Below are 23,528 nucleotides of genomic sequence, written 5' to 3' on the forward strand. Positions count from 1 at the left end.
TTTTTATATGTGAAGAAAATTTTAGTCAATAGTTCTTATAGAATCTATAATGTTCATAGAGGAAATTCTTTTTAAAGGTAGTAGAGTAGCAGATATTCCTAAGCAAACATTAGCAATGAAGTTTATTATCACAGAAATCCAAGGAATATACCATTCTAAATAGGTAAGCTCATTTTTCGTAATTATAAATAATACGTAAGAAAGCAGTATACCTAATATAGATCCCAGTAATCCGCTTATAATGCCATAAAAAGCTCCTTCAAGTTTAATTATATTTCTAAGATCTTCATTAGTAGTACCTAATGCTCTAAAGGTGGCAAACTCTCTAGTTCTCACAATTAAATTAGTGCTAATTGTATTTGTAATATTTAATACTCCGATTACTATAATTACTCCCAGCAAACACAAAGACAGCATTATAATTTGATTTATTAGTGTTTTTAATTTTTTAACTTCTTCTTCAAAAGAAAACAATGTTCCCTCACTAACTTTTTTAGCTACGTGATTAAGTTCCTTTTCTATAAATTCTATATCACTATCCTGGGACAACTTTATATCTATCATCTTATATCCACTTAAACCTATAGAATTTTTATATACATCTTTGTGTAATATTATACTAGGAGCTATATTGCTAAATCCTATAGAATTAGGAGTGTCTTTTAATATACCACCTAATTTAAATTTAAGTTCTTTTATTTCATCTAATTTATCCCCAGTATAATATGAAAATTTATAAGTGATGGTTTGTCCAACATTTATATTCAATTTACCTTCAGGATCTATCAATAAAATTTCATTATTATTAGACATTTTTTCAATATCTATTGTACCAGATAGTAGAAATTTTTTGCTATTATTTAAAATATAATCATCATATGCATATACTAAAGAGTCTAGATTGTACTCCTTAGTATCAGAATCAGGTTTTACATTACGTTTCTCTAAAGATTCTTTATACTTTGATGAGAGCCTTTCTTCAGGGTATGATGAGGTTGCATAATAAGCCTGTGTTGCAAAGACTTTTTCTACTCCAGGAAGTCCTTGTATATAAGATATATCTTCATCATCATATGATTTTGATTTTTCTTTACTTATATTTGTAGTTTTAATGATGTAATCACTATCTATAAGGTTTGTTGCTACATTAGAAATATCTAAATTTTTGACATAATAACTAAATACTATAAAAAGCACGCCAGATAAACACATGGAAGTAATAGTAACTAAAGTCCTTTTTTTATTTCTCCACATATTTTGATAAGCTATTTTCCCTCTAATGTGGAAGAGCCTTTGAAAGAATTTATTTAATAGTGTTGATTTTTTTATAAATTCTTTTTTTGTGCTACTCTTTCTTATAGCTTCAAGAGGAGAAATTTTGCTTGCAAAGTATGAGGGACCTAAAAGTGATAAAAATATAGAAATTATAGCTATTAAAGAGGAAAATAAAATTATGCTTAATGATATTGTAATCTCTTTAATAACATTCTGTAGTATGGGAAGTGATGTTATGAATATTTTTGACAGTAATATTCCTAGTATTATACCTATAGGAATAGATATTAAGCTCAATACTAATCCTTCACATAAAACTATCAATCTTATCTGCTTTGGGGTAGAACCTATAGCTCTTAACATACCAAAATATTGTGTTCTTTCTACTACGGAAATATGAAATATATTGTATATTGTAAGCATGGTAGCTATAACTATGCTTAAACCTAGAAATAGAATAGGTCCATTTATTTTATCATTTTCACCGAGTGCATTCATTAACATAGAATTAAAATCCATATTTTCTTCATCCATATTAATGTTACTTAATATTTCTTCAGAACTTTTTTTAATGCTTAATCCTTCTTTAAGGGTAACAAAAGCTAAGGATAGTGAGGAATAAACTTCCTTAGGCATAATAGATTTAACAGTATCTAAAGATATTAAGGATAAGGAGCTCCCCCAAGCTTTTCCACCACTAATGGCAGGAGTTAAAATACCGGATATTATAAAATCATTTTTCCCTTCATAAGTCTTTAGCTTATCGTTTTCATCTTCATAGGTCTGAGAAAAGCTTAGAGTGATTTTTTCCCCGATATTTAATCCTAATTCATCAATTAGCCATTCTTCTAGTGCAATTTCATGCTTTCCTTTTGGATAACTACCAGATTTTAATGACATACCCATCATTTCCATTGCATTTTCATCCCAAGCCTCTATTGAAATACTTATACTTGTATCTGGAACTTTATGTGTACCCAAGGGCAGTGAAACACCTATATTTTTAATATTAAAGTGATTTTTTAATATTAAAAGTTTTTCTTCACTTAAATTACTATAACTAACATGATAATCCCCACTAAGTTCTATGGCTTGTTTTACTTGAGTGTCCTTGATACTTGAACTTATTATTCCTATAGAAGTAATCATACATATGGATAACACTATGCCAAGTATAGTGAGTAAGGACTTTTTATATTGTTTTTTTAGAAATCTTGGAACTATGCTTATATAATTTTTCATTTTACCATCATCCTATCTTCAACTATTAAGCCGTCTTCAATAGTTATAATTCTATCTGAAGTACTTGCTATTTCTATATCATGAGTGATCATTATTAAGGTTTGATGATATCGTTTTGTGGATATTTTCAACAAGTCCAATACTTCTTTATTAGTTTTCCTATCTAAGTTTCCTGTAGGTTCATCAGCTAAGATAATTGAAGGCTTATTTGCTAATGCTCTAGCAATTGCAACTCTTTGCTGTTGACCACCGGATAGTTCGTTTGGTAAGTGATATCTTCTATCTTTTAATCCTAATAAATCTAATAAGTCTTCAATGTATTTATTATCAATAGATTTTCCATCTAGTAATAAAGGAAATGTAATATTTTCCTCAGCATTAAGTACAGGTATCAAGTTGTAAAATTGAAATATAAATCCTATACTTCTTCGTCTGAAAATAGATAATTTTTTCTCTGAAAGAGAATATATATCCATTCCATCTATAAAAACTTTTCCCAAAGTGGGTCTGTCTAGCCCCCCCAGTAAATGTAATAAGGTACTTTTGCCAGAACCACTAGGGCCGACAATGGCAACAAAATCTCCTTCATTTATAGATAAATCAGTAGGTTTTAGAGCATCTACTTTTGTTTCACCTTCCCCATAGGTCTTAGATAGGCCGATGGTCTTTAATACCTCCATATTTTTTCCTCCTTTAAATTGTGACGGTAATTTAATATTACCAAGGAAAGCTTACAACTAGGTGTATTTAAAGCTTACGATTTAGTAAGGTTATAATGCTACCTTAGGGAATGTCAATGTAAAGGAAGTTCCTTCATTTAAGTTACTATCTACTTGAATAAAAGCTCCATGTTTTTCTATAACTAATTTTGATAAGGCTAGTCCGATACCACTGCTATTTTTAAATGAATTTCTACTAGATGCACCTCGAAAAAATTTGTCAAAGATAAGAGGGAGTTCATCTTCTGATATACCTACTCCTGAATCTTTTATAACAATTCTAACTAAAGTTTCAGTTTCCTCCATAAAAATTGAGATTTCTTTTCCATTAGGAGTGTATTCTATAGCATTATTGACGATATTACCTATAGCCTCTCCTAACCACTCTTTGTCATGTGGAAGACTCATATTGGGAATTAGATCTAGTTTTATAACTTGGTTTTTTTCAATAAATTTCATTTTAAAGCTATTTACTGTTCCTATTAAGGTAAAATAGATGTCTTCAAAATTTTTATTAATATGTATAACCTCAGCTTCTAGCCTAGATATTTTTAGTAGGCTTTGAATAAGCCATTCCATACGTTTAAGTTGAACATTACTTCTATTTAAAAACTCTAAACATATTTCTTTATCATCCATTGCCCCGTCCAATAATAGCTCATTAAAAGCTAAAAGAGAAGATAATGGAGTTTTAAATTGGTGAGAAATATTTGAAATCATATCTTTAAGATGGTTCTTTTCTTTTTTTAAACTATTAAGTGTGAGCTCAAGTCTTTTTGACATTTGATTAAAATTAAAAGCTAACATGGCAAGCTGGCTTTCATCATTGTAAGGAAGCCTTAAATCAAAACTACCATCCATTATTTTATCAGTTCCTAAAGAAAATTCTTTTATACTATGATGAAGCTTATTAAATGTATTTAAGAGAAGTAATAGAATGGCAATAGAGAGGGTTAAAGTAAGAATGAAAAAGTTAAACTTAATAGTTTTGTAGAAATTATTAAGAGAGGAGGTAGAACTTATGGGGAGAGAATCAATATAGCCATATTTCTTTGTGAATTCAATACCCCTTTTATAATTATCTTCATTGAATCCAAGAGAAAAAGATTGCATTATAGTGCTCTCTAGTTCAGGAGATTTCTCTAAAATACTTCCTATGGTAGAAATATTAATTTTTATTGTCTCTGCATTGAATTTTTTAAAGGCACAGTGCAAATATAGTTGAGAGCCAAGAATAAAAATAGTTAATGTAAGGATAAGTTTAAAAATTATTTTATTATAATTTTTCAATTTATATCAACCTCTCATTCCATTTATATCCTAATCCTCTGACAGTAATAATATATTTAGGACTATTAGGATTGTCCTCTATCTTTTCTCTAAGTCTTCGTATATAAACAGACAAAGTATTATCATCTATAAAATGTCCATCTACATCCCATAGTATTTCTAAAATTTGTTCTCTAGTTAAAACTTGCATAGAGTGGTTAACTAAGGTGAAGATTAGTTTGAATTCTAGAGGTGTAAGTCCAATTTGAAGATTATTTTTATATACTTTCATATCTAATGGATATATAACTATATCCTTAGATCTAATATGAGATCCTATATTAGTATTGATTTTTCCTTCATTTATACTAGTTGAAATCTCTGATCTTCTAAGGATAGCTTTAATTCTTGAAATCAATTCCTTTACTCTAAAAGGTTTAGTAATGTAATCATCTCCACCCATATCAAGGCCTAGAACCACATTTACTTCTTCATCACAAGCAGTAAGAAATATTATAGGAATATTAGATTTAGTTCTGATTGATTTACAAAATTCGAAACCATTTCCATCAGGTAGCATAACGTCTAAAAGTATTAAATCAAAATTACTAATAGCCATAAGCTTATATGATGATTTAACGGTATTAGCATTGGTTACTAAATATCCTTCTTTTTCTAAAGCGTATTGTATTCCTCTTGATAAAGATTCATCATCCTCTATTAATAATATATGTTTCATAATATACTTCCCCCATAATATAAAGCATTTATATTATTATAATACATATTTTTCATAATAAACATAAGTTGTGGTAAAATAAAGAATAGATGTTCTAATATGAAAGAGTTGGAGGAGAATATTATGGCAGATATGAAGTGGACAAAGGAACAGAAAAGTGCCATATACACTAAAGATTGTAATTTACTTGTAGCAGCTGCAGCTGGAGCTGGAAAAACTGCTGTTTTAGTTCAAAGAATAATAGAAAGAATAATGGATAAAGAGAATTTAACAGATATTGATAGATTACTGGTTGTTACATTTACCAATGCGGCGGCTTCAGAAATGAAAGAAAGAATAGGAGAAGCCATATCCAAAGAATTGGATAAAAATCCTGATTCAAAAATACTCCAAAGACAGCTTACATTACTTAATAAAGCAAATATAACTACAATACATTCTTTTTGTCTTAGTGTTATGAGAAATAATTTTCACTTAATAGATATTGATCCTAATTTTAGGGTTGGAGATGAAACAGAAACTCTGCTTTTAAAAGGAGAAATTCTAGAAGAGTTATTTGACTATATGTATGAAATTGAAGATGAAGATAAAAAAGCGATTTTCTTAGAATTAATTCAATCCTATGGAGGGAAAGATGATAGACGGGTATTAAATATGGTAGAGGAGTTGTATAACTTTTCTCAAAGTTTACCATGGCCTGAAAATTGGTTATTAGAAAACGCAGAAATTTTCAATGTAGATGATAATTTTGATTTTAATGATACTTTATGGGCTAGTGAATTGATAAATGATATAAAAGTAGAATTAAAGGGATTAAAAATTAAGATGGAGAAATCCATTGATATAGCTAATAGTAATGAAGGATTAGAGCATTACCTGCCAATATTAAAGGAAGACATTGTCATGTTAGACGACATACTAAATAGTGATAATTGGAATGAGATTAGAGATATTATTTTAAATGTAAAATTTAGCGCTCTACCTAGAAAAAAAATACCGGAAGATTTGGTAGAAATAAAGGAAAGTATTTTAGATGTAAGAACAAATGTAAAAGAAAAAATATCTAAAATAAAAGAGGATATATTTTTAGGTAGTGAAAATATAGGGCAAAACTTTAAAAAACTTTACCCGAGAATAAAATGCCTAACGGAATTAGTCATTGAATTTACTAAAAGATATAGAGAGAAGAAAAGAGAAAAAAATATAGTGGATTTTAATGATATAGAGCATTATACATTAGAGATACTAACTGATTATGATGAAAAAGGAAATTCTATGCCTTCAAGTGTGGCTATTGAATACAGAAAAAAATTTGCAGAAATATTAGTAGATGAATATCAAGATAGTAATTTAGTACAGGAAGTAATATTAAGCTCTGTATCAAGACAGCAGAACATAAAATTAGAAGAAGAAAAGTTAACAACTCCAAATATGTTCATGGTTGGTGATGTTAAGCAAAGCATATATAGATTTAGACAGGCGAAACCTGAACTATTTTTACATAAATATAATACCTACTTATTGGAAGAGGGCAGTTTAAATAGAAAGATAAAGTTATTTAAAAATTTTAGAAGTAGAGAAGGTATTATAGATGGGGTAAATTATATATTTACTCAGATAATGTCAAAGACCATAGGTGAATTAGAATATGATGATGGTGAAAAATTAAACCTTGGAGCTGATTACAAGGCTCCAGAAGAAGATATTAACTATGCTGGACCTATAGAAATTCATATTATGGAAAAGCTAAATAAGGATAATGAAGATATTTTATTTGAAGAGGATAATAATGGAGTTCTTTATGATAGCGAGGAAAGACCAGATAATATACAATTAGAAGCAAATATGGTGGGGAAAGTAATAAAAAAACTTATGGATGATGAAAATCCTTATATGGTATTGGATAAAAGAACTAATGAGTATAGAAAATTACAGTTTAGAGATATTGTAATTTTAATGAGAGCTACTTCTCAAATGGCACCTATATTTATGGAAGAATTAAATAACAAAGGTATACCTGTTTTTGCGGATACTTCTTCAGGATATTTTGAAACCACGGAAATAAGAACCATTTTATCTTTATTACAAATTATAGATAATCCAAGGCAAGATATTTCTCTATTAGCTGTACTAAGATCTCCTATTTTTTCTTTTACTCCAGAAGATATTATTGATATAAGATTAGTTAATAGAGAAACAAGTATATATGAAGCTTTAAAAAAGATAAATGATGATGACTTATGTACTGAAGATGAAAAAAAATATGTAAAATCATTAAATCAAGATTTGAAAAATAGAATTGAAAACTTTTTAACTAGACTATTAGATTGGAGAGAAAGATCCCTTCATATGAGTATAGATCAATTTATATGGCGTCTTTATACGGATACAGGGTACTATGGATATGTTGGTGCCATGCCAGGGGGAATACAAAGGCAGGCAAATTTAAGAGTACTTTTTGAGAGAGCTAAACAATATGAGAAAACTAGTTATAGGGGATTGTTTAACTTTATATCATTTATAAATAAGTTAAGAAACAGCAGTGGTGATATGGGAAGTGCTAAGATTCTAGGAGAAAATGAAGATGTAGTGAGAATTATGAGTATTCACAAGAGTAAAGGATTGGAGTTCCCTGTGGTAATCCTCTCAGGTGTAGGTAAGAACTTCAATCTTCAAGATATGAGAAAGAGTATGCTTTTCCATCACCAATTAGGTCTTGGACCTGATTATGTAGATTTGGAGAAAAGAATAACCTATCCTACTATAATTAAAGAAATAATAAAAAGAAAAATAAAATTAGAAACCTTATCAGAAGAAATGAGAATACTATATGTAGCTTTTACCCGTGCTAAAGAAAAATTAATCATTACGGGTATGACAAGTAAAATAGAAGATAGAATAAAAAAATGGTGCAATATAAGCATGGATGATGGAATAAAGATACCTAAATACGCCATCTTAGAAGGAAAGAATTATATGGATTGGATTATACCTTCTGTTTGTAGGCATGAAGATGGCATTTTTTTAAGAGAAAAGGCTGATATAAATAATCCGTACACTAATATAATAAAGGATACATCAAGATGGACGGTAAAAATATGGGATGTAAACGAAGCTATAGAATCTAAAATTGAAGAAAAGGAAGAAGTAGATATTTTAAAGGAGCTGGAGACCTTAAGACTTATGAAAAAGGATGAAGAATACAAAGAAGAAATAGAAAGAAGGCTTAATTGGAATTATAAATATATTCATTCTTGTAATATACCAGCAAAGTTTTCAGTATCAGAACTTAAAAAGAGGTTTTCAGAAACAGAGGATGAAAACTCAGAAAAAATTGTAGGAGAACTTTTGCAAAAAAAACCAATATTCTTACAAGAGTATAAGAAGTTTACATCAGCAGAAATAGGTACTTTAATTCATTTAGTTATGGAGCATATAGATATAAATAAAACTGATAATATAGAAAATATAAGAGAACAAATTCAAGCCATGGTAGTTGATGAATTCATAACTGAAGAAGAATATAAAGTTATAAATCCACATAAGATATTAAATTTTTTCAAGAGTCCTTTAGGAGAAAGAATAAAAAAATCAACTTTAGTAAGTAAAGAAGCACCCTTTTACATTCAAATTAAAAGTGTAGATTTATATAAAGATTTACCTAAAGATATATACGGTGAAGAAAAAGTAATAATCCAAGGAGTAATAGATTTATATTTCGAGGAGGAAGATGGATTAATAATTGTGGATTATAAAACGGATTATGTAGAGGATGAAGAAGAAGTTAAGAAAAAGTATGCACTTCAGTTACGATACTATACTGAAGCTTTAGAGAAGATTACAGGAAAAAAAGTAAAAGAGAAGTATTTATATTTATTCTATTTAGATAAATTCATATTTGTATAATTTGTATAATTTGTATAAATAGAAGCGTTGATGCAAAATAATAAGTAAAGTGCTGATATAAAATAATAGGTAAAAAGAATAGGAGGGTGAAGTTATGAACAAAAAAGGAATCAAAATATCTATTATAGGAGCGGGATTTGTTGGTGCTACTACTGCCTATGCAATAATGATGGAGGGGCTAGCCTCGGAAATTGTAATAGTAGATATAGATAAAGAAAAGGCTAAAGGAGAAGCTATGGACCTGGCTCATGGAGTTTCTTTTTTAAAGCCAGTAGATGTCATATCAGGTGATTATAAGGACACAGAAGGATCAGATATAGTAATAATTACAGCTGGAGTTGGTCAAAAACCAGGAGAAACTAGATTAGATTTAATCAATAAAAATTATAAAGTATTTAAATCCATAGTGCCTCCAGTGGTTGAATATAGCCCTAATTCTATAATAATGGTAGTATCTAATCCGGTGGATGTATTGACATATGTAACATATAAGTTATCAGGATTTCCTCCTGAAAGAGTTATAGGATCAGGAACAGTTTTAGATACATCCAGATTTAAATATTTATTAAGTGAGCATTTTAATGTCGATGCTAGAAATATACATTCATACATATTAGGAGAGCATGGTGATTCTGAAATAGCAGCTTGGAGTCTTACCAATATAGCAGGTATAACTGTAGATGAGTATTGCAATAAGTTTTGTAATAAATGTGATGGAGATTTTAAGAAAAATATATATGAAGATGTTAAAAATGCTGCTTATGAAGTTTTAAATAGAAAAGGAAATACTTATTATGCAGTAGCTTTAGCTGTAAGAAGAATTGTTGAAGCTATTATAAGAAATGAAGACTCTATTCTTACGGTTTCAACTTTATTAAAAGGGGAATTTGGAATTAATGATATATATATGGGAGTGCCTTGTGTAGTTGGAGAAGGTGGAGTGAAAAGAGTATTAGAAGTTAAGTTAAATAAGGAAGAACTGGATAAATTAAAAAAATCAGCAGAAGTTCTTGGAGAGAGCTTAAAGGAAATTAATTATTAGTATGAAATTAAGGGGAGATAGCATGAGTAAAGTAGTAGAAAGATTTTTAAGATATGTAAGGTACAATACAAAATCAGATGAAAATTCAAATACTTATCCTAGCACATCAGAACAATTGATATTAGCTAGGGAATTGGAAAAAGAGCTAAAGGAAATAGGGCTTAGCAATGTAAGGATAGATGAATATGGTTATGTTTTAGGGGAGGTGCCTTCTAATATAGATAAGAAGGTACCAGCAATAGGATTTATAGCTCACATGGATACAAGTCCAGATTTAAGTGGAGAAAATGTAAATCCTAAAATAGTAGAAGATTATGATGGTAAAGATATAGTATTAAACGTGGAAGAAAATATAGTACTTTCTCCTAAAGATTCACCTGAACTAAAAAATTATATTGGAAAAACATTAATAACCACAGATGGAACTACTCTTCTAGGAGGGGATGACAAAGCTGGCATCGCTGAGATAATCACTGCTCTTGAGTATCTTTGTAATAATCCACATATACCCCACGGCAAAATATGTGTGGCCTTCACTCCTGACGAAGAAGTAGGAAATGGAACAAAATATTTTGATGTAGAGAAATTTGGAGCAGATTTTGCCTACACAATAGATGGAGGAGAATTAGGAGAGCTTGAATATGAAAACTTTAATGCTGCAGGAGCTGATATAATCATCAAAGGAAGAAACGTTCATCCAGGTTCAGCTAAGAATAAAATGATTAATTCGATGAAAATTGCTTGTGAATTAATCGATGCTTTGCCTAAAGATGAAGTACCAGAAAGTACTGAAGGATATGAAGGTTTCTATCACTTAACATCCATACAAGGAGAAGTAGAAGAGACTAAATTAAGCTATATAATTAGAGACTTCTTTAAAGAAAGTTTTGAAAATAAGAAAAGTAATTTAGAAAAAATAGTGGGTGAGTTAAATAACAAATATGGAGAAGGCACAGCAATACTAGAATTAGAGGATCAGTATTATAATATGAGAGAAAAAATTGAAGAAGTAAAGTATATCGTAGATATTGCTTATGAAGCTATGAAGGAAGTGGGGGTAGAGCCAAATGTAGTTCCAATAAGAGGAGGTACAGATGGAGCAAGGCTATCTTTTATGGGATTACCAACTCCTAATATATTTACAGGAGGTCATAATTTTCACGGGAGATTTGAATATATACCCACTTTTGCCATGGAAAAGACTGTAGAAGTCATCTTAAAAATTGTAGAATTAACAAACAAATTATAGTAATATTTTCCTCAAGACTGCATATATTATAGTATATGCAGTCTTTTTATGTAGAAGCAATGTTGAATTTTGTTGAGAAGGTGAACATATAATGTTAAAATATAGTACATATAGGTATTTATATGAAAATATTTGGCAATAATTATAATGATTTCATAAATTCAACAAAAAATTAATATTATGAGGGGGAAAATATTAATGCTGTATATCATTATAGTGGGATTGCTAGTTCTAATATATTATGAATGGAGAAAAATAAAAGAACTAGAAGAAAGGGACAGATTAAAAACCGAATTTTTTGTAAATGTTGCCCATGATTTACGGACGCCTTTAAATATAATAATAAATAGTATAAAATTAATTCAACTTAATATTGATAATGGAAATATAATTGATGATAGCTCTAACTTAAATAATAGAATTGTTGTATTGAAACAGAACTCCTATGGACTATTAAAATTAATTAATAATTTAATTGAAGTTACAAAAATCGATGGAAATTACTATAATCTTTCATTAGATAATTATAATATAGTAAGCGTAGTGGAAGAAGTGGTTCAATCGGTTTCAACACTTATAAAGGATAAGGGTGTAACTTTAACGTTTGATACTGCAATGGAAGAGAAAATAATGGCCTGTGATAAAGAAAAAATAGAAAGAGTAATATTAAACTTATTATCTAATGCAGCTAAATTTACACCGAAAGGTGGTAAAATAGATATTAGTATGTATGAAATTAATGATAAAATGATAATTTCTATTAAGGATACTGGTATAGGTATTAAAAAAGAGATGCAGAAATGTATTTTTGAAAGATATAAAAAAATTAATGACAATACTTGTTCTGACTATCATGGTAGTGGAATAGGGCTTTCTTTAGTGAAATCTTTAGTAGAAATGCATGGTGGAGATATAAGTTTATATAGCGAATATAAGAAGGGTAGTGAATTTATAATATCCTTACCTTGCAGAATTATTCACAATGAAGAAAAAAGTAATATTAAGCAATTAAATGCTGAAATAGTTGGAGTTGAATTTTCCGACTTCATAAATCAATAAAATTTAACAGAAATTTAATATAGTTAAAGGTTTTCAAAATGCAAGCGTAATTAAAAACGCTTGCATTTATTTTGAAAGATGATATACTAATCTAGTAAAAAGAATATACGATAAAAATAAAGGAGGTAAGTATATGATTGATGAAAGAATGTTTGTATTAACAGAAGAAGTTATCGAAGAATGCTTAGAAGAAAGCATAGAAAAACCAGAAACAGAAGAATAAAATTTACGAATGATAGGAGATGAACAAAAAAAGTTGGAATCAAATTCATTCCCCCAGAGCATATAAAATCCCTAGCTATGATAAAATTATCAGCTAGGGATTTTATTATTTTATATTAATAAATATCAGAGAAATTATAGTAAACCCAAGAGAAAGCTTTTCTTTTGGCATTAATTTTTCTTTAAATATTATATAACTCAATATATTTATAAATACAATACTTCCAGCACTAAAGACGGGGTAAACAACAGAAGTAGTTAGGCTATTTAATGAAAGGATTAAGAAAAAGGATGAGAAAAAATTAGGTACACCTACTGCAAGTCCTGTGAGTATATCTCTTTTAATAATTTTCTTTTCACCTCTAATAGTGAAAATTGCACTAATTATAAAAGCTGTAAAGAAAATAAAAAATAAAAAAACATTTTTATGATTCAATAAGGCATATTTTTGAAAAAATTTATTAGAAAAGTCAGCCATTCCACCTAAAAAAAATAATAGCAATAATGAGGGATTTATTTTAGTAACGCTTTTCTTATCAAAAGATATATTAACTATGGTTATAGAAAGTAAAGATAGTAGTATACCTAACCACTGCAGAACTGTAGGGGTTTCCTTCCATAAAATTATAGAAAAAGTCATAGGAATTAATATACCCATTTTTGAAAAAGCACCAGATAGCCCTGCACCATTATCTTTAACGCTTTTTTGGTAATATATAAAAGAGGAGAAGAAAAATAATCCAAATAAAATACCGCACATAATCGCCCAAACTAAACTAGCTGATGGGGAGAATAAACCCTGGTTATGTATAATGACTTTAGAAAACTGGCTATTAAATGCTTGGATGGAAGGCTTTTTAATGAAAGGTACTCTTTCTGTGAGTATAAGAATTAAGCTAATAGAAGATGCAGCAAAATAATTGCTTGACGTTAAAGCGTATCTATTTATATTTTTAGATTCACTATACTTAAATATCAAAGCAATAGATGAACTACACAATATAGCTAGTAATAAATGAAACATATATAACATACTCCTTTATAAAAATATAAATTAACTTATAACTTCAAAAAGAGGAAACCGTTGATTAGGCTTCCCCTAAATAAATCTAGCATCTGCAGCAATGATGACACCTGCAGCTATGACGAAAACTAAATAAGCAGAACAAAATTCTCAATAAGAATATTAAAAATATTAGCCAGAAAATAAATATGAATATAAACCCACAAAACATATAAAACACCTCCTGGTGAATAAAGGCTAATACTAGTTTAATATATTATATGTTAAGTCATACAACTTGTTACATGCATTACTTAGTGTTGTAAGAGAATTCGATGTTTAGTCTTTCAGTAATGTCTTTATTTAAATTCTTATTACATGGCGTAAAATTTCTAGAATTTTCTGTTTTTATTACTGGCAATTCTATTATCATTACTGTCCCTTTTCCATATACGCTTTTAGCTTTAATAGTACCTTTATGTAATTCAACAAGGGATTTAACTAGAGATAATCCTATACCAGAACCATCCATACCTTTAGATGAGGGTTTGCCCACTTGGGTAAATCTATTAAAGATATCTTTTAAATCATCCTTTTGTATACCACAACCTGTATCTCTTACTATAACTATTACTGAATCTTTTCTATCCTTTATAATTACTTCAACGAGTCCACCAGGTTTAGTAAATTTAACGGAGTTAGAAATTAAGTTAAGCATAATCCGTTCTATTTTTTCTGGATCACAGGCAATGATTTTTTCCTCAACATTTGTATCAAAAATTAAACAAATTGACTGATCTTCAATATAATTTGCTACTGAAGAAACTATGTCTTCTACGATGCTTATAATATTATAATTACCAAAATTTAAGTTATAGTAACCACTTTCAATTTTGGATAAATCTAATATATCATTTATCATTTTAATCAATCTAAATGAATTTTGTTTAATACTATTATAATAATCTTTCTTTTTTAATTTAGATAAATTAATCTCATCATTTATATCCATATTTAACAATTGAATAGCACCTAATATTATATTAACAGGTGTTCTTAGCTCATGTACAATGTTTGTAAAAAATTCTGCTTTAATATTCTCTAATCCATCTAAATTAGCATTAATTATATCATCAATGGATACAGTGTTACTATAGGAATTGTACAACACATCTTTCTCCGACTCAATTTTATCAACCATATACATACTACAACCCCCCAAAGATTGAAACATAATTACAATATTCTATAAGAATAATAAAAATCCTTTAATTAAATGTAAAAAGTTAGAAAATATTCTTATATAATTGCATTTGCTTTTTTAAAGTGATATATTTTTAATAGTTTATAAAATATATAAAACCTTAGGAGTAATGCAATAATGAATATATATTTAGTGAGGCATGGAGAAACAGATAATAATTATAATAAAACTTATTATGGGAAAACAGATTGTAGCTTAAATAACAATGGAAGATATCAAGCATCAATAATAAAGAATAGAATTGAAAAAATAAATTTTGATAAAGTTTTTACCAGTAAAATGAAAAGAGCTAAAGAAACAGCTCATATTATATTAGATGATAGTAAGTATGAATTGATAGAAGATGAAAGACTTAATGAAATGAATATGGGAATATTTGAAGGAAAAGATCATAAGGAGTTAGAAGAAAATTATTCAGTAGAATGGAAGAATTGGTGTAATAATTGGAAAGAATATAAAATACCCAATGGGGAAAGTTATATAGAATTTTATGAGAGAGTTAAAGACTTTTTTGAGGAAATACTAAGAGGAAAAGAGAAAGATATTCTAGTGGTTGCTCATGGAGGGGTTATAAAAAGCATTTATTCATACATACTTGGGGAAAACTTAGATATTTTTTGGAAAATTAGCAGTAGAAATGGAGATATAGCCTTAATAAAATATGAATATGGTAATATTTATATAGATTCTATAATACCAGTAGAAATTTAATATTTAATAGGAGCGTGAAACAACATGAGTAAAATTATTTTGGTTACTGGAGGAGCAAGAAGTGGTAAAAGTACCTTTGCAGAAAATTTATTGAAAGGGAATGATGATGTCCTTTACATCGCCACTTCTATAATTACAGATGATGAAATGGAGGATAGAGTAAAAAAGCATATAGAGAGAAGAAATCATAATTGGGAGACCTATGAAGGATATTTAGATTTACATAAAGCCTTAGAGAAAAGCAAAAAAAGTCATATATTACTTGATTGTGTAACCATAATGACTACTAATATAATGTTTAGTGAAGATAAAGATCTAGAAGAAATAAGTATGGAAGAAGTTGATAAAATTACAGCTAAGATTAAAGATGAATTTTATAAGCTTATAACTAAAGCAAAAGAAATGGAAAAAACTTTAGTTATGGTTACTAATGAAGTAGGTTTGGGAGTAGTTCCTCCTACAAAATTAGGAAGAATTTTTAGAGATGTATCGGGTTTTATAAATCAGTATATTGGAAGTTTAAGCGATGAAATTTACTTAGTATGCTGTGGTCAACCATTAAAAATCAAATAGGAGTGACATAAATGAAAGAGTACTTTTTAGACTTATTACTTATGATACAATTTTTAACTAGATTACCGGTAAAAAAAAGCCTTCCCTGTGATAGCAAAAATTTTAGAGATGGAAGTGCTATGTTACCTTTAGTAGGGTTAATTATTGGATCTATACAATGGTTAGTTTATTATTTGTGTATAAAAATATTCCCAGCTAATATTACAGCCATATTTGTACTAGCTATAGGCATACTACTTATGGGATGTCTTCATCAAGATGGTTTCGGGGATATATTCGATGGATTTTTTTCCTTTAAAGGGGATAAAGAAAAAATAATTGAAATAATGAAGGATAGTAGAATTGGAACCTATGCCACAGTAGCTTTAATATTTGATATATTAATAAAATATGCTTCTTTATCTTTTATTATTGCAAGAGGAATGGGCAGTGTTATAATAGTTGCCCCCATAATTAGTAGATTTACACTAGTATTATTATTTTTAATAGGAAAGAATGCGAAACCAAAAGGAACGGGAAATTTATTTATAGGAAATACTTCAGTAGGGCACTTTATTGTAAGTCTTAACATTGCTGCAATTTTCTCCTTTTTATTAGTGGGGGTAAGATACGGTATTTATTCAATATTAGTATCATTGGTAGTTACTTTATTATTTTTAAGACTATGCAATAATAAAATTGGTGGAATAACAGGAGATTGCCTTGGAGCAAATAATGAGTTTGTTGAATTGGCGATTTTTGTATTATTCACAGCCCTTTTATAATAAATAGTTGAAACCTTGGGTACATTTTTGAATCTAGCTTAAAACCCATTAGAATTAATTTATAAAAATTCTAATGGGTTTTAAATTTTACTTAGTATATTCTCAAAAATAATTGGCGGAATATTTTGAAAATAAATTGACAAGATATTTCCATAGAGTTAAAATAATGTTAAGTTTATTTAGTATACTAAATAAACTTAATAAACCAGTTCTAAGCATACATGCTTTTTAATATAATTTTATAAACTTTAAAGTAATAGTCTATGTAAAATTATTTATCCTAGGTAAAAGATATAATCTTATCTACCTAGAAAAGCTTTAAGAATACAGGAAGAGGTGAATAAAATGCAAAAACAATATGACGTAATAATTATTGGCTCAGGAGTAGTTGGCAGTGCAATTGCAAGAGAACTTTCCAGGTATGAACTTAAAATAGGTGTATTAGAGAAAGAACAGGATGTAGTGTGTGAGACAAGTGGACGAAATAGTGGGGTGCTTCATGCTGGATTTAATAACAGACCAGAAACCCTTATGGCTAAATTTTGTGTAGAAGGATGCTTAGGTTTTGACAAGATTGCAGAAGAGCTTAATATCCCCTTTAAAAGAACGGGCAAGCTCGTAACGGGTTTTGATGAAGATGATATAAAAGTATTAAATGAGTTAAAGGAACAGGGGGATAGAAATGGTGTTCCAGGTTTAGAAATTGTACCTTCAGAAAGAATTAAAGAATTGGCACCCTATGTAGAAGGAAAAGCGGCATTATATTCTCCTATGACAGGGGTATTAGATCCGTTTATATATACCATTGCATTAGCCGAAAATGCATGTGAAAATGGTGTAGATTTTTATTTAGGAAGGGAAGTAACTGGTATTGAAATAAAAGAATCATGCTATGAAATTACCACAAATAAAGAAACTTATCACGGTAGGTGGGTAATTAATAGTGCAGGATTGAATTCTGACAAAATAGCAAGAATGGTTGGTATTACAGATTACACAATCTATCCATGTAGAGGAGAATATTTTATTCTTGACCAAAAAGCAGGTGAATTTCTTAAGATTCCAGCATATCCAGTTCCTAATAAGAAAGAGGGGGGATTGGGAATCCATCTTACTCCTTCAATTCATGGTAATGTATTTATTGGACCTAGTGCCCAATATATTGATGAAAATGATGATTACTCAGCAACACAAGAGGTTATGGACATGCTTGTGAGAGAAGGAAGGAAAATATTGCCACAAATAAAAAGGGAACATTTCATTAGAAATTTCTCAGGAATTAGACCGAAGCTAGTAGGTAAAGAAAAAGGTGGATACGCAGACTTTGTAATAGAAGAAAGAAATAAAGTGCCAAATATGATTAACTTAATTGGAATCGAGTCTCCGGGATTAACTTCTGCAGTTCCCATTGCAAAATATATAGTAGAAAAAATTAAAAATAAGGAAAACTTAAAAGAGAATAAGGATTTCAACCCTAGAAGGCAAGGAATATTAAAGTTTTCAGAGCAATCTGAGGAAAAACAAGCTGAACTTATAAAGCAAAATCCTGACTATGGAGAAATTATCTGTAGATGTGAGATGATTACAAAAGAAGAAATTTTAGAAGCTATAAATAATGCATTAGGAGTAGATACAGTAACTGGCATTAAGTATAGAACAAGAGCCATGATGGGAAGATGTCAAGGTGGATATTGCCAAACTAGAATTGCAGAGATTATTATGAAAGAAAAAAATAAAAAAATAGATGAAGTAACCTATTCAAGAGAAAAGGGAAAAATGTTTTTAGGGGGCGTAAGGTAATGAAAGCAATACTAAAGGATGCAATCATCATTGGAGGAGGCCCAGCAGGACTTGCAGCAGCTTTAAAGCTAAAAGAAAAAGGCGTAGAAGACATTTTGATATTAGAAAGAGAAAAGAAACCTGGTGGAATATTAAGACAGTGTATTCATGATGGTTTTGGATTAGTAAGATTTAAAGAAGCTCTTAGCGGACCTGAATATGCAAACCGATTTATAGAAAAGGTGGAAGAGGCTAATATTGAAATACAAACAGAGGCCACTGTAACAAATCTTACTAAGGACAAGGAAGTTACAGCAGTTACAAGAGATGGACTTAAAAAATATAAAGCCAAAGCAGTTGTATTAACAATGGGGTGTAGAGAAAGAACAAGAGGAGCTATTAGTATACCTGGGACAAGGCCAGCAGGTGTGTTCACAGCAGGTGTAGCTCAAAGCTATATAAATTTAAAAAATATAATGGTAGGAAAAAGAGTAGTGATATTAGGTTCTGGAGATATCGGACTTATAATGGCAAGAAGGCTTACATTAGAGGGAGCGAAGGTACTTGCAGTAATAGAAAAATTACCTTATCCTAGCGGATTGCCTAGAAACATACAACAATGTCTAAATGACTACAATATTCCTCTATATTTAAATCATACCGTAACAAACATAAAAGGTAGAGAAAGATTGAAAGCTGTAACTGTAAGCGAAGTAAATACAAATGGACAATCTATTAAAGGAACAGAAAAAGAATATGAATGCGACACATTGATACTATCTGTTGGGCTTATTCCAGAAAATGAATTATCCATTAAAGCGGGAGTAGAACTTGATGAAAGAACAAAGGGCCCAATTGTAGATGAAAATCTACAAACAAGTGTCGAAGGAATTTATGCAGCTGGAAATGTTCTTCATGTGCATGACTTAGTGGATTTTGTATCTGATGAGGGAGAAAGATTAGCAGAGGCAGCAGCAAAATATATAAGATATGAAAAACAAAATGAAAATAAAATTTTAATAACAACGGATAAGAACGTTAACAATGTAGTTCCACAAAGAATAAGTGGAGAACAAGACGTGGAGCTATTCTTAAGGGTAAGTAAACCTTCGAGAAATGGAGCAATAGAAATCAAACAGGGTGAAGAAGTGATTAAATTAAAGAAATTTAATAAATTAAATCCTGCAGAGATGATACACATAATATTAAAAAAAGAAGATATTATTAACAAGAAAAATATTAAGGTGGTGGTAGCTCAATGAAGAAGGAAATAACATGTATAATTTGCCCTAATGGATGTGAATTATCTGTAGATTTAGAAGGAAAGAATATAAAAAGCGTAAGTGGAGCTTTGTGTAAAAGAGGAGAAGAATATGTAACACAAGAAATACAAGACCCTAAAAGAACAATTGCATCACTAATAAAAGTAAATAATGGTGAAGTGCCCCTTGTTAGCGTAAGGACAACAAAGGCTATTGCTAAAGAGAAAATATTTGATATTATAGAAGAAGTTAAAAAGTTAGAAATTAATGCACCTATAAAAATTGGTCAAGTAATTGTTGAAAACATTCTTGGTCTTGGTTCAGACATTATTGCTACAAGCTCTGTGGACAAGAAGCAAATTTAGGAGATGAAATTATGACTGTTGAAGAGTTGAATCCGCTTAAAAATGTGCAAAAAATAATTAAGGAAACTTGTAAAAACTTAAACTTAAGTGAAAGTATTTATAAATTAATTAAAGAACCTGATAGAGTGATAGAGGTCAACATTCCAGTTAAAATGGATGATGGATCTATAGAAGTGTTTAAAGGATATAGAAGTCAACATAATAATACTCTGGGTCCTACAAAGGGTGGTATTAGATTTCATCAAGGGGTAAATTTAGATGAAGTAAAAGCATTATCCATATGGATGACCTTTAAATGTGCTATAGCTAATATTCCTTTTGGTGGAGGTAAAGGAGGAATTATAGTAGATCCTAAAACATTGTCTAAAGGTGAATTAGAAAGATTAAGTAGAGGGTATGTTGAAAAACTTTATGAAGTTTTAGGTGAAGATTTAGACATTCCAGCTCCAGATGTAAACACAAATGCTCAGATAATTGCCTGGATGGCAGATGAATATAATAAACTTTCAAGAGAAAATGCTTGGGGAACTTTTACCGGTAAGCCAGTAGTATTAAATGGTTCTAAGGGTAGAAGTGAAGCCACAGGCTTAGGTATAGCTATAGTTCTTAAAGAAGCTTTAAAGAAGTTAAATAAAAGCCTAAATAATTCTTCTATAGCAGTTCAGGGTTTTGGAAATGTAGGAAGTAATGCTGCTCTTTGCATAGAAAATTTAGGCGGAAAAGTAGTGAGTGTAGCAGAATGGCATAGAGAAAAAGGATTTTATGCTATACATGATGAAAGAGGATTAAATATTGAAAAATTAATAAGCTATTTTAATGAAAAAGGAACGTTGCTTGGATTTGCTGGAAGTTCTGAAATAAAAGAAGAGGAATTCTGGAGTTTACCTGTAGATGTATTAGTGCCTGCAGCTTTAGAAAATTCTATAAATATTAATAATGTTGACTTAATAAAGGCAAAATTGATTTGTGAAGGAGCTAATGGTCCACTTACACCGGTAGCTGATGACATATTAAAGAGAAAAGGAATTGAGGTTACGCCAGATATATTAACTAATGCAGGTGGAGTTATAGTATCTTATTTTGAATGGGTACAAAACCTAGATAACTATTACTGGAATGAAGAACATGTTAAAGAGAAAGAAGAAGAATTCTTAGTAGATGCCTTTAATAATGTTTGGAGTATGAAAGAAAAGTTTAATTGTAATATGAGAAATGCTGCTTATATGTATGCTATAAAAAAGTTGGCGGAAGCGATGAAGTATAGAGGGTGGTATTAAAAGGGGGATTTTTTATGGAACTTTTAACTGCTTTTGGCAGTATATTTAGTATTGTTATAATGATATCTATTGGGTATTTTTTAACCCAAAAAAAATGGATTGATGACTCAGGGGCTCAATTATTTTCGAAAATCGTTATAAACGTATCTCTACCAGCTATGATGATTAATAATCTTATGAACGATTTTGATAGGGAAAAACTCTTAAGCCTAGGGAGAGGACTTATAGTTCCGTTTCTTTCCATAGCTATTACTTATTTATTTGGTAAGATATTTATAAAGATTTTTAATATTACTCCCAATAGACGTGGATCTTTTTTATCTATGTTTTTCGTGTCTAATACTATATTTATTGGATTACCAGTTAACCTAGCTTTATTTGGCCCAGAAAGTATTCCATATGTTTTGTTATACTATATAGCTAATACTACATTCTTTTGGACTATAGGCGTTTTTGAAATAAGTAAAGATGGAAAAGGTGAGTCTAAGTCGTTTTTATCCATTACTACTATAAAAAGAATATTTTCACCTCCTTTAATGGGATTTATAGTAGCTATAATATTAATACTTTTAGCTATCCCTGTACCTAAATTTATAATGGATACTTGTAAATATTTAGGAAATACAACTACTCCTTTATCTATGATGTTCATAGGAAATACAATATATCATGTAAATTTAAAAGGAATGCGTTTTGATAAAAATGTTTGGGGAATTCTATTGGGAAGATTTATAATATCACCTTTAATGGTAGTGCTGCTATGTAAAGTTTTCCCCTTGCCTGGACTTATGACAAAAGTATTTATTATTCAAGCTGCTATGCCAGTAATGACTAATACTGCTATAGTATCTAAATTTTATGACGCAGATTATGAATATGCTGCTATCATGATCACTATAACTACTATATTAAGTTTATTTATAATTCCTATATATAAAATACTTCTTCAGTAAAATAAAATTTATAGCTATAAATAAGAAAAAACCTTCTTTTCATTTTATGTGGAAAGAAGGTTTTTATGAAAATTTATTTTCTTTTGAAGGTATTATAAAAAACACTTGGGAGTTGTCTAGTGACACCATAGGCATGTTCTAGATGATCTCTCATGGCTTCACGTGCCAGTTCTTCATCCCTATTTATAAGTGCCTCATATATGCGATGGTGTTTTTTTATGGTGTTTTTTCTATCATCATTTGTTAAAGCTGTATGTATTTGCTCCAATTGATCATAAATTAATGTATTAAGAGTATACATTAATTTAGAACATAGGTCATTTTTAGCACAATTTAAAATACTCATATGAAACAATTGATCTAATTTAGTAAAATTTTTGATATCTCCACGAGGAAGACTAACCATTTCATCAAAAAGACATTTTATCTTAGCGAAGTCTTCTTCCGTTCCTCTAGATGCTGCAAGGCCTACCATCTCTAGTTCTATAGCCATTCTAAGTTCAAAAAGATCTGTGTTACTTGTTTTTTCAAAGGCTAAAATATAGGTAAGTGGCAAATAGTAGTTATTGTTTTTTGGATCACTAATGACAATTCCCTTTCTTGGTGATACTATAACGATTCCTAAAAACTCCATAACCCTTAAGGCTTCACGCAGGGTTGGTCGACTGACGTTTAAAATTTCCATCAATTCTGCTTCGTTATATAATCGTTCTCCGTATTCAAGTTGATTATCAATGATTAAATGAATAAAGGTCTCAATTATTTGAAAATAGGTTTTTTTACTCTTAACAGGTTTGATATCTATTTTATTCATGGTGATCACCTCATTAATGTATTTGTATAAACTTGTGCATA

At 29.5% G+C, this 23,528-nt stretch carries 19 protein-coding genes; 12 read left to right on the plus strand and 7 right to left on the minus strand.

Going from position 1 to position 23,528, the window contains the following annotated elements; all coding sequences use genetic code 11:
• Window positions 1-21: 21 nt before the first annotated feature.
• The 4 genes from KQI86_RS14690 to KQI86_RS14705 all read right to left on the minus strand — a co-directional run bounded on the left by KQI86_RS14690 (window position 22) and on the right by KQI86_RS14705 (window position 5,244).
• On the minus strand, window positions 22-2,517 hold the full coding sequence (locus tag KQI86_RS14690; protein ID WP_216440099.1) for an ABC transporter permease: 2,496 nt from the start codon (window positions 2,515-2,517) through the stop codon (window positions 22-24).
• Entirely contained in the window at window positions 2,514-3,197 is a 684-nt protein-coding gene (locus KQI86_RS14695; RefSeq protein WP_216440100.1) for an ABC transporter ATP-binding protein, read from the minus strand. The genes KQI86_RS14690 and KQI86_RS14695 overlap by 4 nt, the downstream gene beginning before the upstream one ends.
• A gap of 90 nt (window positions 3,198-3,287) precedes the next feature.
• On the minus strand, window positions 3,288-4,526 hold the full coding sequence (locus KQI86_RS14700; protein ID WP_216440101.1) for a HAMP domain-containing sensor histidine kinase: 1,239 nt from the start codon (window positions 4,524-4,526) through the stop codon (window positions 3,288-3,290).
• 1 nt (window position 4,527) lies between these two features.
• Window positions 4,528-5,244, minus strand: a complete 717-nt coding sequence (locus KQI86_RS14705) for a response regulator transcription factor (protein WP_216440102.1) — start codon at window positions 5,242-5,244, stop codon at window positions 4,528-4,530.
• Window positions 5,245-5,367: 123 nt separating this feature from the next.
• On the opposite strand from KQI86_RS14705, the gene addA reads away from it, so the two are divergent.
• From addA to KQI86_RS14725, 4 genes are all read left to right on the plus strand, one after another.
• Window positions 5,368-9,150, plus strand: coding sequence for a helicase-exonuclease AddAB subunit AddA (gene addA, locus KQI86_RS14710; RefSeq protein WP_216440103.1), 3,783 nt, complete (start codon window positions 5,368-5,370; stop codon window positions 9,148-9,150).
• A gap of 94 nt (window positions 9,151-9,244) precedes the next feature.
• Window positions 9,245-10,192: an L-lactate dehydrogenase gene (locus KQI86_RS14715; RefSeq protein WP_216440104.1), complete on the plus strand. Its 948-nt coding sequence runs from the start codon at window positions 9,245-9,247 to the stop codon at window positions 10,190-10,192.
• Between the two features lie 22 nt (window positions 10,193-10,214).
• Complete coding sequence (gene pepT / locus KQI86_RS14720; RefSeq protein ID WP_216440105.1) at window positions 10,215-11,441, plus strand: peptidase T; 1,227 nt, start codon at window positions 10,215-10,217, stop codon at window positions 11,439-11,441.
• 198 nt (window positions 11,442-11,639) lie between these two features.
• Window positions 11,640-12,500 carry a sensor histidine kinase gene (locus tag KQI86_RS14725; RefSeq protein WP_216440106.1) on the plus strand — a complete coding sequence of 287 codons (861 nt, stop codon included), beginning with the start codon at window positions 11,640-11,642 and terminating at the stop codon, window positions 12,498-12,500.
• Window positions 12,501-12,828: 328 nt separating this feature from the next.
• On the opposite strand, the gene KQI86_RS14730 is transcribed toward KQI86_RS14725, so the two are convergent.
• Entirely contained in the window at window positions 12,829-13,746 is a 918-nt protein-coding gene (locus KQI86_RS14730) for an EamA family transporter (RefSeq protein ID WP_216440107.1), read from the minus strand.
• 289 nt (window positions 13,747-14,035) lie between these two features.
• On the minus strand, window positions 14,036-14,932 hold the full coding sequence (locus KQI86_RS14735) for a sensor histidine kinase (RefSeq protein ID WP_216440108.1): 897 nt from the start codon (window positions 14,930-14,932) through the stop codon (window positions 14,036-14,038).
• Window positions 14,933-15,106: 174 nt separating this feature from the next.
• Here KQI86_RS14735 and cobC point away from each other — a divergent pair, with 174 nt between their 5' ends.
• From cobC to KQI86_RS14775, 8 genes are all read left to right on the plus strand, one after another.
• On the plus strand, window positions 15,107-15,700 hold the full coding sequence (cobC, locus tag KQI86_RS14740) for an alpha-ribazole phosphatase (RefSeq protein WP_216440109.1): 594 nt from the start codon (window positions 15,107-15,109) through the stop codon (window positions 15,698-15,700).
• Between the two features lie 24 nt (window positions 15,701-15,724).
• Window positions 15,725-16,273: a bifunctional adenosylcobinamide kinase/adenosylcobinamide-phosphate guanylyltransferase gene (gene cobU, locus KQI86_RS14745; protein ID WP_216440110.1), complete on the plus strand. Its 549-nt coding sequence runs from the start codon at window positions 15,725-15,727 to the stop codon at window positions 16,271-16,273.
• A gap of 11 nt (window positions 16,274-16,284) precedes the next feature.
• The gene (gene cobS, locus KQI86_RS14750; RefSeq protein ID WP_216440111.1) at window positions 16,285-17,037 is read left to right on the plus strand and encodes an adenosylcobinamide-GDP ribazoletransferase; all 753 of its coding nucleotides are present in this window, start codon (window positions 16,285-16,287) and stop codon (window positions 17,035-17,037) included.
• Between the two features lie 345 nt (window positions 17,038-17,382).
• Window positions 17,383-18,837, plus strand: coding sequence for an NAD(P)/FAD-dependent oxidoreductase (locus tag KQI86_RS14755; protein ID WP_216440112.1), 1,455 nt, complete (start codon window positions 17,383-17,385; stop codon window positions 18,835-18,837).
• Complete coding sequence (locus tag KQI86_RS14760; protein WP_246582821.1) at window positions 18,837-20,078, plus strand: NAD(P)/FAD-dependent oxidoreductase; 1,242 nt, start codon at window positions 18,837-18,839, stop codon at window positions 20,076-20,078. The genes KQI86_RS14755 and KQI86_RS14760 overlap by 1 nt, the downstream gene beginning before the upstream one ends.
• Complete coding sequence (locus KQI86_RS14765; protein ID WP_216440113.1) at window positions 20,075-20,443, plus strand: DUF1667 domain-containing protein; 369 nt, start codon at window positions 20,075-20,077, stop codon at window positions 20,441-20,443. Before KQI86_RS14760 ends, KQI86_RS14765 begins: the two co-directional genes overlap by 4 nt.
• A gap of 11 nt (window positions 20,444-20,454) precedes the next feature.
• The gene (locus tag KQI86_RS14770; protein ID WP_216440114.1) at window positions 20,455-21,720 is read left to right on the plus strand and encodes a Glu/Leu/Phe/Val family dehydrogenase; all 1,266 of its coding nucleotides are present in this window, start codon (window positions 20,455-20,457) and stop codon (window positions 21,718-21,720) included.
• Between the two features lie 14 nt (window positions 21,721-21,734).
• Window positions 21,735-22,673 carry an AEC family transporter gene (locus tag KQI86_RS14775; RefSeq protein WP_216440115.1) on the plus strand — a complete coding sequence of 313 codons (939 nt, stop codon included), beginning with the start codon at window positions 21,735-21,737 and terminating at the stop codon, window positions 22,671-22,673.
• Window positions 22,674-22,746: 73 nt separating this feature from the next.
• On the opposite strand, the gene KQI86_RS14780 is transcribed toward KQI86_RS14775, so the two are convergent.
• Window positions 22,747-23,487, minus strand: coding sequence for a FadR/GntR family transcriptional regulator (locus tag KQI86_RS14780; RefSeq protein WP_216440116.1), 741 nt, complete (start codon window positions 23,485-23,487; stop codon window positions 22,747-22,749).
• Window positions 23,488-23,528 lie beyond the last annotated feature (41 nt).

The organism is Clostridium mobile (assembly GCF_018918285.1).
GTDB lineage: Bacteria > Bacillota > Clostridia > Clostridiales > Clostridiaceae > Clostridium_AW > Clostridium_AW mobile.

Coding starts and splice junctions, on each gene's coding strand:
- KQI86_RS14690 (WP_216440099.1), bottom strand. CDS start 2,517: ATGAAAAATTATATAAGCATAGTTCCAAGATTTCTAAAAAAACAATAT.
- KQI86_RS14695 (WP_216440100.1), bottom strand. CDS start 3,197: ATGGAGGTATTAAAGACCATCGGCCTATCTAAGACCTATGGGGAAGGT.
- KQI86_RS14705 (WP_216440102.1), bottom strand. CDS start 5,244: ATGAAACATATATTATTAATAGAGGATGATGAATCTTTATCAAGAGGA.
- addA (WP_216440103.1), top strand. CDS start 5,368: ATGGCAGATATGAAGTGGACAAAGGAACAGAAAAGTGCCATATACACT.
- KQI86_RS14715 (WP_216440104.1), top strand. CDS start 9,245: ATGAACAAAAAAGGAATCAAAATATCTATTATAGGAGCGGGATTTGTT.
- pepT (WP_216440105.1), top strand. CDS start 10,215: ATGAGTAAAGTAGTAGAAAGATTTTTAAGATATGTAAGGTACAATACA.
- KQI86_RS14725 (WP_216440106.1), top strand. CDS start 11,640: ATGCTGTATATCATTATAGTGGGATTGCTAGTTCTAATATATTATGAA.
- KQI86_RS14730 (WP_216440107.1), bottom strand. CDS start 13,746: ATGTTTCATTTATTACTAGCTATATTGTGTAGTTCATCTATTGCTTTG.
- KQI86_RS14735 (WP_216440108.1), bottom strand. CDS start 14,932: ATGTATATGGTTGATAAAATTGAGTCGGAGAAAGATGTGTTGTACAAT.
- cobC (WP_216440109.1), top strand. CDS start 15,107: ATGAATATATATTTAGTGAGGCATGGAGAAACAGATAATAATTATAAT.
- cobU (WP_216440110.1), top strand. CDS start 15,725: ATGAGTAAAATTATTTTGGTTACTGGAGGAGCAAGAAGTGGTAAAAGT.
- cobS (WP_216440111.1), top strand. CDS start 16,285: ATGAAAGAGTACTTTTTAGACTTATTACTTATGATACAATTTTTAACT.
- KQI86_RS14755 (WP_216440112.1), top strand. CDS start 17,383: ATGCAAAAACAATATGACGTAATAATTATTGGCTCAGGAGTAGTTGGC.
- KQI86_RS14760 (WP_246582821.1), top strand. CDS start 18,837: ATGAAAGCAATACTAAAGGATGCAATCATCATTGGAGGAGGCCCAGCA.
- KQI86_RS14765 (WP_216440113.1), top strand. CDS start 20,075: ATGAAGAAGGAAATAACATGTATAATTTGCCCTAATGGATGTGAATTA.
- KQI86_RS14770 (WP_216440114.1), top strand. CDS start 20,455: ATGACTGTTGAAGAGTTGAATCCGCTTAAAAATGTGCAAAAAATAATT.
- KQI86_RS14775 (WP_216440115.1), top strand. CDS start 21,735: ATGGAACTTTTAACTGCTTTTGGCAGTATATTTAGTATTGTTATAATG.
- KQI86_RS14780 (WP_216440116.1), bottom strand. CDS start 23,487: ATGAATAAAATAGATATCAAACCTGTTAAGAGTAAAAAAACCTATTTT.